The organism is Acinetobacter sp. YH01009 (assembly GCF_013420765.1).
GTDB classification, from domain to species: domain Bacteria; phylum Pseudomonadota; class Gammaproteobacteria; order Pseudomonadales; family Moraxellaceae; genus Acinetobacter; species Acinetobacter amyesii.
Map to the genome: position 1 here is coordinate 54,079 of NZ_VOYE01000017.1, position 12,412 is coordinate 66,490.

Genomic DNA, 12,412 nt, shown 5'->3' on the forward strand with positions numbered 1-12,412 from the left:
ATCACTTTTTCATAAATAAACTCTACGGTTACATACTGAAAAATCTTTATATGAATAAAACGCAATTTTTGATTTTACAGAGTGCTATGATCTTTTCATTTTTTAAACCATCTCATGAATATAGAGAAATTTAATTTAAGTTTATTTAATTCAATCAATGCTTCGGACAATGCTTTAGATTTCACTATTTCTTTTGCCATATTTATAGCCAATGATCTATTTTATATCGTGATTCTTTTGATGTTTTTGGCTTGGTTTAAAGGCAGTTTTGACACCAAAAAACAAATCGTTAAAGCCACTGTTTTTACAATTGTCGCATTTCTAATCAGCCAAGTGATTTCAAGTTTCTTTTACTATCCTAGACCCTTTGTCTTGGATGTTGGACGCACGATTATAGAACATTCACCGAATGGATCATTCCCGAGTGATCACATGCTGTTTTTTAGTACGATTGCATTTTCTTATATTTTTTCAAAGCAAAAAGCTGTCGGCTATGTATTTCTAGCTTTCGCTTTTCTTGTGGCGTGGTCGAGAGTCTATTTAGGTGTGCATTATCCAATGGATATGGCAGGGGCGCTGATCATTGCGGTTTTGCTGAATTTTGTTGGACTGTCTTTATGGCGAAAATATGGGTTTTATTTGGTGAGCATGATCTTAAAAGTTTACGAGTTCCTATTCTCAGCCATGATCAAAAAAGGCTATATCCGCTAAATTAAGTTGCTTAGATATTTGCGATTTCAAACGTTTGCTGCTGTTATAGTTACATTGCCAACATCTTGCCAGATGAATATTTCTGATGATTCATCTGGCGTTCACATCCAGATCCTATACCTCAAAAAATAGTCAGACTGCTCAATGCTATTTGCTCATTCGAGTAGATCACTTCTAATACTTTTTATTGCTGTGAAATATGCTTTCTAGTGCGATTATTTTTAAATATCTTCTTCTAAACGCGTTCACTCAAATGCCACGACTAATTGTGTTGTCTTCAAAATGAATCGCTAGCGAGGTCATTTGTCGTAAATCAAATACAGTTAATATCCATAACTGCAACACAGTCAAAATTCTAAAGCAGTAAGATAAAACTAGAATGCTCTTGCAGATTGTTCGGCTCATGAAAAATGCTGAGGCGAAGTTTCAAAATTTAGATCTGTAGATAAGTTGGTGACGACACCAAGATGATGCCAAAGAGTTGTAAAAGCTTGATAACTATAAGGAGTATCTAAACAATGATTTTAGTGACTGGTGGTTTAGGCTTTATAGGCTCACATATAGCCTTGAGTTTAATGGCTCAAGGTCAAGAAGTCATTATTGTGGATAATTTATCCAATGCAAATTTACAAACACTTGAACGACTAGAATTTATTTCAGGCATGTATGTGCCTTTTGTCAAACTCGATATTCGCAATACTCCCGCACTCAATAAAGTATTTGAACAATATACCGTCGATGCTGTCATTCATACGGCAGGCTTTAAGTCATTGGAAGAATCCGTCCTTAAACCACTTGAATATTATAATGATAATGTCAGTTGTATCATGAGTTTGCTGCGTGCCATGCAGCGAACAGGTGTACGAACACTGATCCATTTATCAAGTTTAGCGGTATATGGTCAGTCGTCGGCAGAATTAACAGAAGACACAGAAATTAATTTTACCTATCCAAATCCCTATGTGAAATCTCAACAAATGGTGGAAGAAATTATACGGGATACTGCACGTACGGATAATGAGTGGAAAATTGCGATTTTGCGTTTAGGAAACGTCGCAGGTGCTTTCGAGCATGCAGTTTTAGGTGAGTTTGTAGCGCCATTGCCAAAAAATATCGTGCCACTAGCGATGCAAGTTGGGGCTTTACAACGAGATTTTATCGAACTTCGCAAACAAGCTAAAACTGGAGATGGTACTGTGGAACGGAGTTTCTTGCATGTACTCGACTGTTGTAAGGCGGTGTGGCAATGTTTGCAATGGTTGTCGCAGCAGCAATTCGCCTGTGAGGCTTTTAATATTTCAGGTGAGTTGGTTTCGATACAGCAACTATTAGATACGCTTTCAGAAGTAACTAAGGCCGAGATTAAGACTGTCGAATCTACTTTTTATCCAAGCCATGAATATGACCAGCTTGGGGCAAGTACACAGAAAGCGAAAAGTACTTTTGATTGGCAGCCTGAACAAGATTTAAAGAAAATGCTAGAAGATGAATGGCGTTTCTATCAACAAACATTAAGAGGTAATTAACTCGTCTTGTATTGGGTGAATTTAATCATCGTGCATGATTTTCTTTATAAAATCACGATAAAGATTATCAAATAAACCACTTATAATTGATAATGGTTATTATTTACAAGTCTAAACAAGTTACCTAAACTGTATTTATCAGCAGAATTTGATTCTGCACAGACGTTCAATTTTATAGATAAGGATATGAGGTCATTTATGCAAACACGTATTGAACATGACACAATGGGCGATGTTGAAGTACCTAGCGATGCGATGTGGGGTGCACAAACACAGCGTAGTTTGCAAAACTTTAAAATTGGTGGTGAACGTTTACCACGTCCAATGATTCGTGCAATGGGTCTCGTTAAAAAATCAGCAGCGATTACTAACGCAGCATTGGGTCAAATCCCTCAGGAACTTTCTGGTTATATCGTCAATGCAGCCGAAGAAGTGATCTCAGGGCAGTGGGATGCACAATTTCCACTGGTAGTTTGGCAAACTGGTTCAGGTACGCAAAGTAACATGAACTGTAATGAGGTAATTGCCAATATTGCCAATCAAAAACTGGGTAATCCGTTGGGCTCACAAAAACCTGTCCATCCCAATGATCATGTCAATCGTGCTCAATCGACCAACGATTCATTCCCAACCGCAATTCATGTGGCTGCAAGTCTACAAATCAATGAGCTTTTAATTCCTGCAGTAACAAAACTGCGTAATACCTTAGAAGCTAAATCTAACGATTTTAAAGATATTGTTAAAATTGGCCGTACACATTTACAGGACGCAACGCCTTTAACATTAGGCCAAGAGTTTAGCGGCTATGTTTCACAGCTCGATCATGGTTTGAAGCGTTTAAATCAAGCTTTAGAAGGACTGTATGAATTACCACTAGGTGGTACAGCGGTCGGTACAGGTCTGAATGCACATCCTGAATATGCTGTAAAAGCAGCAGCAGAACTTGCGAAACAAACGGGTCTGCCATTTGTCACTGCGCCAAATAAATTTGAAGCACTAGCAGGGCGTGATGCAGCTGTATTCGCGTCGGGTGCTTTAAAAACACTTGCTGCAAGTTTAAATAAAATCGCCAATGATGTGCGCTGGTTAGCCAGTGGCCCACGCTGTGGTTTTGGTGAGCTACGTATTCCAGAAAATGAACCAGGCTCAAGCATCATGCCAGGTAAGGTCAATCCAACTCAAAGTGAAGCCATGACAATGGTGGTTGCTCAAGTACTTGGAAATGACACAACCATTAATGTTGCCGGTGCATCGGGTAACTTTGAATTAAACGTGTTTATGCCTGTTATTGCCTTTAACTTATTGCAATCTATTCAACTCCTCGGTGATGCATGTAATAGCTTTAATGACCACTGTGCAGTAGGCATTGAGCCAAACCGTGAAAAAATCGATCATTTCTTACATGATTCATTAATGTTAGTTACGGCACTCAATCCTGTAATTGGTTATGAAAATGCTGCAAAAGTTGCTAAAACTGCATATAAAGAAGGTAAAACTCTAAAGCAAGTTGCGGTAGAACTCGGTTTAGTCACTGCAGAGCAATTTGATGAAGTGGTTCGTCCTGAGCAAATGGTTTTACCCAATACCAAATAAATTGGTTTGAGATCATTCATCTAGAGTGTTTGAAAATAAAAAGAGGGGCTGATTCATATTCAGCCTCTCTTTTTATTGGATATATGATTGAATTATTTTTCAACTAGTTATTGCCTAACACAGATTCTTTGGATTCATATTCATCTTGAAATGTATGTATAGAAACCAGACGATTTATTAAAAATAGGGGAACGAACAAAATGAAGAAAGGCCTGATGATGAAGCGAGTAATTCATTGGATTGGGCTTTGAATTCATTGGCACACTTGTTAAAATGCCTTTCTTTTTCTGTTTTCGTTGCTATTTGACATTTGTTTGAATAAATATTTGCAAGACAGTGTTTTATTTAAGGATTTCCCCCAATGCTCACCATCTATTTGACAGATGTCCAAAAGAACGTTCAATTTAAAGACTATCCGGGCGAGCATCCTGTTAAATTTGTTTTGAATTTTAAAAAGATTTTCCCAAGTGTTATGGAGCTTTTGCTACCAGTTTTGCCTGAGAATGAAAATCTAGAAGAAATGAGCTGGGAATCAACAACGACAGATTTTGAAAAATTTAAATTACTACTCAGTGGGTGGGGCGTAATTGAGCTACGTTTGAATGTTATTGCCCAATATAAAGACCGTGCTTATGCAGATAACTTGGTAAAAAAAGCACAGCAAAAACGTAAAGAATATAAAAAAGCACAGTCAAAATTACAAACCGTTGAACTTGATTATTTATTCATGCACGAAGTTCATGGTTTGATTGATGCAGAGTTGGTCGAGCTAGGTGAAAAATTCTATCTACCGACTTTACGTGAGCTTTGGAAAAACCAAGTGTCAGCGAATGTATTAGAAGCAAAATTCTAAACTGCACACAGTTTTAGTCGAAAAATCCTCCGCTTAGGAGGATTTTTTATATGCACAGCAGAACTTCAGATTTACTGCGGCAAGTGACTGTTTCATAGTGACCCATCAAGCAAGTGAAGCATTGATCCTAAACAATATCGTGAACGGTCATCCCTTCTAAATACTTAAAATATTTCTGCTTAAAGGCTTTTAGACTTAACCAGTCATTTGTAGAAGGTCGTCTAATTCGATGGTAGTAAACTTTGAGAATAATACAGCATCGGTTTCTTTTCTAGTAGTAAACACTACCGTGAATCACATGGTCTTTTAATGTGGGAGACAAGCTTCGCTTACTGCATTATCCCATGAGCAGCATACTGTGTAAGGTCGCGACGGTTGTATACTAGAATACCGTTATTCATCAATAAATAGCCCCTACAATCATGATTACAGTACTTCGAGTCTGTGAAGTATTGCTTTGCAAGGAAATGTACCATGCACCTGTTTGGATAACCTTGATGAGCTACTGCTTAATTAAATGCATTACACGCATATCAATTGATGGTCTGATTTTACTTGACCATTACAATGGCTAGTTTGCCAACAGACAGTACAACGACTAAATAAACTTAGCATCCACATAAATACAACCCATCTTGCTTGGTACTGATATAAGTAATATCCGTTGTATGCTTATATTTGCGTGCAACTTTATTCAGTAAACTTAGCTTTTTAAATATTCTTAGATTCTACAGACAGAACATTCATTCATACGATAATCAAGATCATGTATGTCATGGACATGATTGTGCGCCTAAATGAGTATGATGCTGCCAATGGATAGCTTTCAAATCATCATACATAAATAAATCTAACATTTTTCATGCATAGAAGCGTGAAGTGCTGACACCTAGATATTTGCAGGCAGAAGAGACTGCAGTGATTATTTTTAACTGATCGGTGATAGATTTAAGTAAGTATATCGTTGCTTTGAATACTTTCTTAGCTTTACGAGTATAGGGCTATGCTGGCAGCATGTCGAAAGACACAGCAAACTATTAGCGAAAGAGTCTCTCAAAGATGCTAAAACTTGAAAATCATAAATGCGGACATTAAAAAGCCCCATGGTTAGGGGCTAGTCGTATCACTCGCGTGATACTCATATAAGGCTCATCTCATACTGCATGTATTAAAACATAAAATCGAAAAAATTGCTGAGCAAATTAGGCGGGTAAAACTAGGTTATTTTAGAAAAAAGCGATCGCTATACTTTGCCCTGAACATTTGTTCATTTCACTATAACCATAAAGAACTATATTGATGAAAGAATATAAAGTTGTTATCTATCAAGAAGGCATGCTGGGATCTTTACTGCTTGGCTCTTCAAAAGTTGATCCTGTTAAATTCACCAATTTTTTAAATCAAAATGCGCAGCAAGGTTGGGCGGTGATTACGATGGAAAAAGATATCCGCCGTATGCTACTTTTTTGGAAGCGTGAAGCTTATGTAGTTGTTTTGGAGAGAGAAATATGAAATATGGTGTCTTTAGCGCACTTATTATTTCAGTTTTATGGGGGTTATTAGCCATCGCTCAGTTGTGGTTTGAGTTGCTCAGTGTCGAAGTATTTACCAAAATAACCGTCACTGTGGCGATTCTAGAAGCCATCATTATTATCGCAACATTGGTCATACGTGAGTATTTGACAGATAAAAAATTGAAAAAAGATGGCTTTATAGATTAGACCGCATAAATAGGGCGATTGAGTGCTGAACTCAATTGCCCTTAAATTTTAAAGTCATCTTATAGATTAAATCTATATTGGCTCATTACTCAATCATCATAAGGTCAGCACTGCTGGCAGATTTTAATTGTCGTAGCGCAAAAATAGAGCGTGTATGGCGTATACCTTTCATAGAATATAAGTTTTTACGCAAAAAACGCTCATAGTGTTCAGCATTTTTAACCGCAACTTTCACTAAATAATCGTAATCGCCAGTGACTAAATGTGCCTCTACCACTTCTGGCATATTGGCTAAAGTTTCACTAAATTGATCTAAAATTTCATCATCGTGACGTTCTAATGTGATTTCAATAAAGAATAATTCATTGATCCCAATCGATTTTGGATTGATGTTGGCTGTATAACCATCGATAATTTTTAAATTTTCTAGACGTTTTAAGCGTGTCCAACATGGCGAAGAGGAGAGACCAACACGTTCAGAAAGCTGGGCTATGGTGAGTCGTCCATCTTCTCTTAATGCGGATAATATTAAACGATCAATTCTGTCGAGGTTGTGTCGTGCTTCACTCATGCCAAAATAGAATATAATTGAGAAAAAATAGTTATATCATTTTTTGCAATGGTCGGCTGAAGAAAATTAGCACACTCGGACTTGCAATGCAGATTTTAAAGATAGAAAAATAAATTATGTAAGGTGTTAGGCAGGGTGATTGAAGCTAAAAATAGAAAATCTTGTGCAGATTATAAAAAGACCACTCAGCCGGATTACTGACTGAGTGGCAAAAACTTAAGCGTGTAACTGTTGTTCAATGATCGGCCATAGGTTTTGATGTGACGATTTAAACATCAACATATGTCCGATGGCTTTATGACCTGTTTCTTTCGGTTTTAACTCAATCATTTGAGTCGAAGCATTCGGGTATAAGCGCAGCAAGTCTTTGACATTGGCTTCCGTGGCGATTTCGTCATCAGAGCTCCATACGGCAGTGATCGGACAGCTCACCTGTTGATGAAAATCATGCTGAACAGTTTTGCCTAAGGCGTTGATGACATAACCGGGTTTGCTACAAAATTCAGCCCATTCACGAGCAACATCTTTTGGCAAATTTTCACCCATGCCAATCGCATTAGTCGGGCCATAGCCAATGGTATAGCGTGCAATCGGGAAGATCACATTAAACATCACTGGAGCTAAAAGCTTGGTGCGACCTTTAAGATCTTTGACATGACCTGTAGAGCCAGAAACAGCAACCACTTTGGCAACTTTGTCATAATTTGGCACGATACCTAATAATTGTCCGCCTGCGCTATGACCGAGTAATATGACTTTAGGTGCCTGCGTTTTACTGATCAAAGCGTCGATTGCCGCAGGGATATCTAGCTGCCCCCATTGCACAATACTTGCTGTCGATTGTTTTAAAGGGCTGTGTAGCGACTCACCAATACCACGAAAATCGAAAACTAAAACGTCATAGCCTTGTTGGCTCAACCATGTTGCATAGCTATTATAAAATTGCTTGGTAATGCCTGTGGCTGGACAAATCAACACAGGTAAAGCCTGTTTGAGCTCTGTCTGGTGCGGATAAAAGCGCGCACTCAGTGAATAGCCGTCTTGGCAATGAATCGTGAGTTTTTCAGATGATGACATGATTCAAACTTCATGGGTGTGTTCCGATGTCACTAATTTACACAAGTTCCAAAAAGAAACCTGAAAAGAGTATGACTCTAAAGTCATGTCATAACAGGTTTGAAGCAAGTACTATTGCAGAAGAAATACAGATAAAAATAATGCGTATAATTGAACAATGGATGTAAATTAAAATGGACATGCTTCAACTTTCGAGTGCAGTAAAAATTGCGATAGTTTTTAGTGGGATTTATTTATGGGTAGGTATGCTCACAGGTGTGTGGAAATATGCACAAATAAGGCAGTCTGAACTGGCACGTGCGCATTATTATGTAGATATCGCACATCGGAGCAGTTTGTTATACGCCCCAGCGACGCTTATTTTAGCGGTATTGGCCTATTTTTCAGCACTTCCACATACACTCAATTTACTCTTTGTAATCATCAATTTGTTCTTTTTTAGCTTTTCGATTTTAAGCTATGTGCTGCATGGCTTTTTAGCTGATACCACCAATCAATTTAAAGTACCGCACGTCTTAGGCAAATGGCATTTACCTAAATGGATGATGAGTATGGCAATGCTTGGATTGGTGATTGGCGAGTTAATTGCAACACTCGGATTGCTCTTCGGAGTCATCGTTAAATTTTGGTTTTAAGCAAAGTAGTATCAAATAAAAATCGTATCAATTAGATTGGAGGCTAATCAGGAGATAAAAGCTTTTAAAGTGCAGACGATTGTTAGGTCGAAGAATTTATATAAACAAAATTTTAAGTTCTGCAGAATTGAAAATTTATGAGAAAAGGCTGATGATTTTCTGGTTATTTTAGGGATTATTTGTATTGTTATTTAAAAAGGATTAAATGATCGAGAAGGTGGGGGTGGCATCTTTCTTTTTTCAAGATGGATGATGCCTCATCCATCTTCTAACTTAAAATTCTGTTGATTTTTGCTTTCGATATTTGTGGTCAATGACTGCCCATAAATAAAAGGCTACAGAGACAATAAGCGCATAAGCAAAATATTCAGGTCTTAAATTTCCTTGTATTAAGCCTTGAATAAGTAGTGTCAGCATGAGAGCAATAGTGGTGCTTGTATAGGTCACCATGTTCTTATTTGCCTTCAGAGCGTTAATGAAGAATTGCTTTTTGAAATGTACTGATAACATCTCCACCCCTCCTTGTTGTTGTTTAGCCAAAACCCATGATTTTGGTCAGGTTTGAACTACTGTTGTACTTCGAAACTAGAAGTATTTCAATAGCAAATGTCATTATTTTGTCATAAAACTATGTTAGATCATCGTATAAGAATAATCATTTTATTCATATACTAAATATTATGAATCTAAAGGTGTTGACTGGTGAGTAAAATGGTCGATGCATAATATCTATGTATGAATAAGCAATATATATACCAACACGGGTATATCGGCTTTATGACACGAAACCGCCTAGCTTACAGTCTGAATCGGGCTTAATCATGGAGTTTGTGTACGGTGTATTTTGCAGAAAGTATTTGTATTTTAACTATTATTATATTTTGTAGCCAAAGGGCTGGATTTTTTTCTCATCATGAAAATAAAACTTTATTAAAAAAGTTCAATGACTTAGGATTTTTGCGCTGTAGTAGGACAAATAAAAGTCAGTTTGGGTAAAACTCGACAATTATTGGTCACAGGTAAAATCGTCATTCGGGTAAAACTCCGATTTTAGACAGGTCAAAAAAGGTTATTTTTTAACTTTGTCAATTACAGCAGCAATAATCAGCACAATCACAGAAGGGATCAGCCATGCTAAATTTTGTTGAGCAAGCGGTAGATTGGCAATAAAGCTTGGAAGCGCATCTTCGAAACCAGCTACTTTTAAACCATCAAAAATACCGAAAATAAACGCACAAGCGGTAACAGGAGCAATAACTCGTGATGGTGAAATAAACCATTTAGAGCAGAAGCTAAGTAGGATAACTGCAATCGCAGGTGGATAAATTGCACTTAAAACAGGCACTGAAACTGCAATGAGTTTGGTTAAACCTAAGTTTGAAATCAGCAGTGAGAAACCAACTAAAATGAACACAAAAACTTTGTATGGAATTTTAGTCAATTCTGAGAAATATTCAGCACATGCGCAGGTCAAGCCAATCGCGGTAACCATACATGCAACAAAGATCATTGCAGATAGGAAATAAGCGCCCATATCACCAAATGCATGTTGTACATATGCATGCAGGATCACTGCACCATTTGTTGCATTTGGAGCAATATCATGGCTGCCCATACCGAGTTTGAACAAGCTGATATAAACCAGTGTAAGTCCAATACCTGAAATAATACTGGCAATGACAGCATACTTGGTGACGAGCTTACTATCCGTTACACCACGTGAAGTAATGGCTTTTACGATCACGATACCAAAAACTAAAGCACCTAAAGTATCCATGGTTAAATAACCATTGACCACACCTTCAGAAACTGGTGCAGCCACGTAGTTACCAATTGCAGGCGGAATTACACCAGCAGGGATAAAGAACGCAGAGATACCCAGTACAATGAGACCTAAGATCTTGAGCGGTGAAAGGAAATAACCCACAGTATCCAAAATTTTGTTTGGATAAAGTGAAACAATGGTCACTAATGCAAAATAAATCACGCTATAAATTAGCAGACTGTTTGCGCCGTTACCAAAATAAGAAGAGAAACCAATTTCATATGAAACGGTAGCTGTACGAGGTGTTGCAAATAAAGGTCCAACAGCTAAGTAACACGCGACAGTAAGGATAATGCTGGCTGCTTTACCCAAAGGTGAACTTAAAACTTGAATAGAACCCTCAACACGCGACAAAGCAATAATCGTGATGACAGGTAGACCAACTGCGGTGATTAAGAAACCAAATGCAGCTAACCAAACATGTTCACCCGCTTGCTGTGCGACAATTGGTGGGAAAATAATGTTACCTGCACCAATAAACAGTGCAAAGGTCATAAAACCTAAGGCAACAATATCCCGTGTACGAAGACTTGTCATAAAGGGGAGATGAACTGTGAAAAAAGGCAATTTTAGTGCAATTAAGCTCGTTTTTGGAGCAAAATTTATAAATCGTATAGATAGTTTTTATAATACGAATCATGAATATATTGACAGATAAAATAATGTTTTATTTATATTTATGATAAATAAAAGAAATTTATTGTATATAAATTTTTTATAGAAATATGTTTAGCGATTAAGATTTATCAGATATAAATCAATTGTTCTAATTTTCAGCACTAAATAGGATGCTATAAGCCGAATAAATGCAGAAATATTGGCTGAATAAAACAAAAAAAATCTAAAAGGTCTATAATTCGGTGTATTCAAATTTGAGGATATTCAGATGAAAGCTTCCAAAATCACGATTAAAACCGAGCAAGATATTGAAAAATTACGCATTTCAGGTCGTTTAGCTGCTCAGGTTTTAGAGATGATCGGGGAGTATGTCAAGCCGGGCGTGACCACTGAATATCTAGACGATATCTGTAATGATTTTATCGTCAACACACTTAAAGTGATTCCTGCCAACGTTGGCTACTATGGCTATACCAAAACCACCTGTATTTCACCGAATGAAGTGGTTTGTCATGGTATTCCTTCGAAAGAAACTGTATTGAAAGATGGTGACATTATCAATATTGATGTTGCCATCATTAAAGATGGTTATTTTGGTGATACCAGTCGTATGTACTATGTGGGTGAGGTTTCGCCTGCGGCTAAAAAGTTAGTGGAAACTACCTACGAAGCCATGGTTGCAGGGATTCATGCAGTTAAACCGGGAGCAACTTTGGGGGATGTAGGCTATGCCATTCAACAAGTTGCTCATCGTGAAGGCTACAGCATAGTACGTGAATACTGTGGTCACGGAATTGGTAAGGTTTATCATGAGCAACCGAGCGTTTTACACTATGGTCAACCGGGTCAAGGTGTGATTCTGAAAAAAGGCATGGTCTTTACCATTGAACCGATGATTAACAGCGGTAAAGCGCGAACTAAAGAGTTAAAAGATGGCTGGACAGTGATTACTGCAGACCGCTCTTTATCTGCACAGTGGGAACATATGGTGGTTGTAACCGATAGTGGTTTTGAGTTGCTATCTCCATGGCCAGAAGGTACAGGTACATATCCTGCAATCTAAGCTAAATCGCGAATTTAATCCTGAATCTGCTGTATCTAAATGATTGAAGTTAAATTAAATTATACATGTGTATAATTTTTGACTTTAGTCTAATAATTTGTAGTGTGTATGAACGTTATAGGTTTTAAGACTAAGAGGTTTTGTCTATAGCTTAATTTATAAGGCTTTGCTTATAACTCTGAAAATCAGTTAGAGCTATTAACGATTTAATAAAGATGT

The 12,412-nt window shown here is 37.4% G+C and carries 12 protein-coding genes and 1 pseudogene; 8 read left to right on the forward strand and 5 right to left on the reverse strand.

Annotated features, from left to right (window positions below):
- The first annotated feature begins 114 nt into the window (after positions 1–114).
- The 4 genes from FTT76_RS14710 (at position 115) to FTT76_RS14725 (ending at position 4,683) form a co-directional block, all read left to right on the forward strand.
- Positions 115–711 carry a phosphatase PAP2 family protein gene (locus FTT76_RS14710; protein ID WP_180007849.1) on the forward strand — a complete coding sequence of 199 codons (597 nt, stop codon included), beginning with the start codon at positions 115–117 and terminating at the stop codon, positions 709–711.
- A 518-nt stretch (positions 712–1,229) separates the two neighbouring features.
- Positions 1,230–2,237 (forward strand): SDR family NAD(P)-dependent oxidoreductase, encoded by a 1,008-nt coding sequence (locus FTT76_RS14715; RefSeq protein ID WP_180003741.1) that lies wholly within the window; start codon positions 1,230–1,232, stop codon positions 2,235–2,237.
- Between the two features lie 198 nt (positions 2,238–2,435).
- Positions 2,436–3,830: a class II fumarate hydratase gene (gene fumC / locus FTT76_RS14720; RefSeq protein WP_180003739.1), complete on the forward strand. Its 1,395-nt coding sequence runs from the start codon at positions 2,436–2,438 to the stop codon at positions 3,828–3,830.
- A 361-nt stretch (positions 3,831–4,191) separates the two neighbouring features.
- On the forward strand, positions 4,192–4,683 hold the full coding sequence (locus tag FTT76_RS14725) for a hypothetical protein (RefSeq protein ID WP_180190605.1): 492 nt from the start codon (positions 4,192–4,194) through the stop codon (positions 4,681–4,683).
- A 127-nt stretch (positions 4,684–4,810) separates the two neighbouring features.
- Here the strand turns inward: FTT76_RS14725 and FTT76_RS17825 are convergent.
- Positions 4,811–5,597 (reverse strand): annotated as a pseudogene (locus FTT76_RS17825) (IS3 family transposase); the annotation flags it as partial.
- A 385-nt stretch (positions 5,598–5,982) separates the two neighbouring features.
- On the opposite strand from FTT76_RS17825, the gene FTT76_RS14730 reads away from it, so the two are divergent.
- Positions 5,983–6,195: a DUF4177 domain-containing protein gene (locus FTT76_RS14730; protein ID WP_168378641.1), complete on the forward strand. Its 213-nt coding sequence runs from the start codon at positions 5,983–5,985 to the stop codon at positions 6,193–6,195.
- Positions 6,192–6,404 (forward strand): hypothetical protein, encoded by a 213-nt coding sequence (locus FTT76_RS14735; RefSeq protein ID WP_168378640.1) that lies wholly within the window; start codon positions 6,192–6,194, stop codon positions 6,402–6,404. The genes FTT76_RS14730 and FTT76_RS14735 overlap by 4 nt, the downstream gene beginning before the upstream one ends.
- 85 nt (positions 6,405–6,489) lie before the next feature.
- On the opposite strand, the gene FTT76_RS14740 is transcribed toward FTT76_RS14735, so the two are convergent.
- Together FTT76_RS14740 and FTT76_RS14745 are read right to left on the reverse strand one after the other, a co-directional pair.
- Complete coding sequence (locus tag FTT76_RS14740) at positions 6,490–6,975, reverse strand: Lrp/AsnC family transcriptional regulator (protein WP_078188537.1); 486 nt, start codon at positions 6,973–6,975, stop codon at positions 6,490–6,492.
- 216 nt (positions 6,976–7,191) lie between these two features.
- The gene (locus FTT76_RS14745) at positions 7,192–8,052 is read right to left on the reverse strand and encodes an alpha/beta fold hydrolase (protein ID WP_180007848.1); all 861 of its coding nucleotides are present in this window, start codon (positions 8,050–8,052) and stop codon (positions 7,192–7,194) included.
- Positions 8,053–8,225: 173 nt separating this feature from the next.
- Between FTT76_RS14745 and FTT76_RS14750 the strand changes: the two genes are divergently transcribed.
- Positions 8,226–8,687 (forward strand): hypothetical protein, encoded by a 462-nt coding sequence (locus FTT76_RS14750; protein ID WP_180007847.1) that lies wholly within the window; start codon positions 8,226–8,228, stop codon positions 8,685–8,687.
- Positions 8,688–8,960: 273 nt separating this feature from the next.
- On the opposite strand, the gene FTT76_RS14755 is transcribed toward FTT76_RS14750, so the two are convergent.
- Both FTT76_RS14755 and brnQ read right to left on the reverse strand, forming a co-directional pair.
- A complete protein-coding gene (locus FTT76_RS14755; RefSeq protein ID WP_078188534.1) occupies positions 8,961–9,197 on the reverse strand; it encodes a hypothetical protein in 237 nt (78 codons plus the stop codon).
- Between the two features lie 559 nt (positions 9,198–9,756).
- Complete coding sequence (gene brnQ / locus FTT76_RS14760) at positions 9,757–11,049, reverse strand: branched-chain amino acid transport system II carrier protein (protein WP_180007846.1); 1,293 nt, start codon at positions 11,047–11,049, stop codon at positions 9,757–9,759.
- Between the two features lie 349 nt (positions 11,050–11,398).
- On the opposite strand from brnQ, the gene map reads away from it, so the two are divergent.
- Positions 11,399–12,193 (forward strand): type I methionyl aminopeptidase, encoded by a 795-nt coding sequence (gene map / locus FTT76_RS14765; RefSeq protein WP_168378636.1) that lies wholly within the window; start codon positions 11,399–11,401, stop codon positions 12,191–12,193.
- Positions 12,194–12,412: the final 219 nt, after the last annotated feature.

Bases quoted from the DNA above. Each gene is read 5' to 3' on its own strand.
- FTT76_RS14740 (WP_078188537.1), bottom strand. From the start codon at position 6,975: ATGAGTGAAGCACGACACAACCTCGACAGAATTGATCGTTTAATATTA.
- FTT76_RS14745 (WP_180007848.1), bottom strand. From the start codon at position 8,052: ATGTCATCATCTGAAAAACTCACGATTCATTGCCAAGACGGCTATTCA.
- fumC (WP_180003739.1), top strand. From the start codon at position 2,436: ATGCAAACACGTATTGAACATGACACAATGGGCGATGTTGAAGTACCT.
- FTT76_RS14710 (WP_180007849.1), top strand. From the start codon at position 115: ATGAATATAGAGAAATTTAATTTAAGTTTATTTAATTCAATCAATGCT.
- FTT76_RS14755 (WP_078188534.1), bottom strand. From the start codon at position 9,197: ATGTTATCAGTACATTTCAAAAAGCAATTCTTCATTAACGCTCTGAAG.
- FTT76_RS14725 (WP_180190605.1), top strand. From the start codon at position 4,192: ATGCTCACCATCTATTTGACAGATGTCCAAAAGAACGTTCAATTTAAA.
- FTT76_RS14735 (WP_168378640.1), top strand. From the start codon at position 6,192: ATGAAATATGGTGTCTTTAGCGCACTTATTATTTCAGTTTTATGGGGG.
- map (WP_168378636.1), top strand. From the start codon at position 11,399: ATGAAAGCTTCCAAAATCACGATTAAAACCGAGCAAGATATTGAAAAA.
- FTT76_RS14715 (WP_180003741.1), top strand. From the start codon at position 1,230: ATGATTTTAGTGACTGGTGGTTTAGGCTTTATAGGCTCACATATAGCC.
- FTT76_RS14730 (WP_168378641.1), top strand. From the start codon at position 5,983: ATGAAAGAATATAAAGTTGTTATCTATCAAGAAGGCATGCTGGGATCT.
- FTT76_RS14750 (WP_180007847.1), top strand. From the start codon at position 8,226: ATGGACATGCTTCAACTTTCGAGTGCAGTAAAAATTGCGATAGTTTTT.
- brnQ (WP_180007846.1), bottom strand. From the start codon at position 11,049: ATGACAAGTCTTCGTACACGGGATATTGTTGCCTTAGGTTTTATGACC.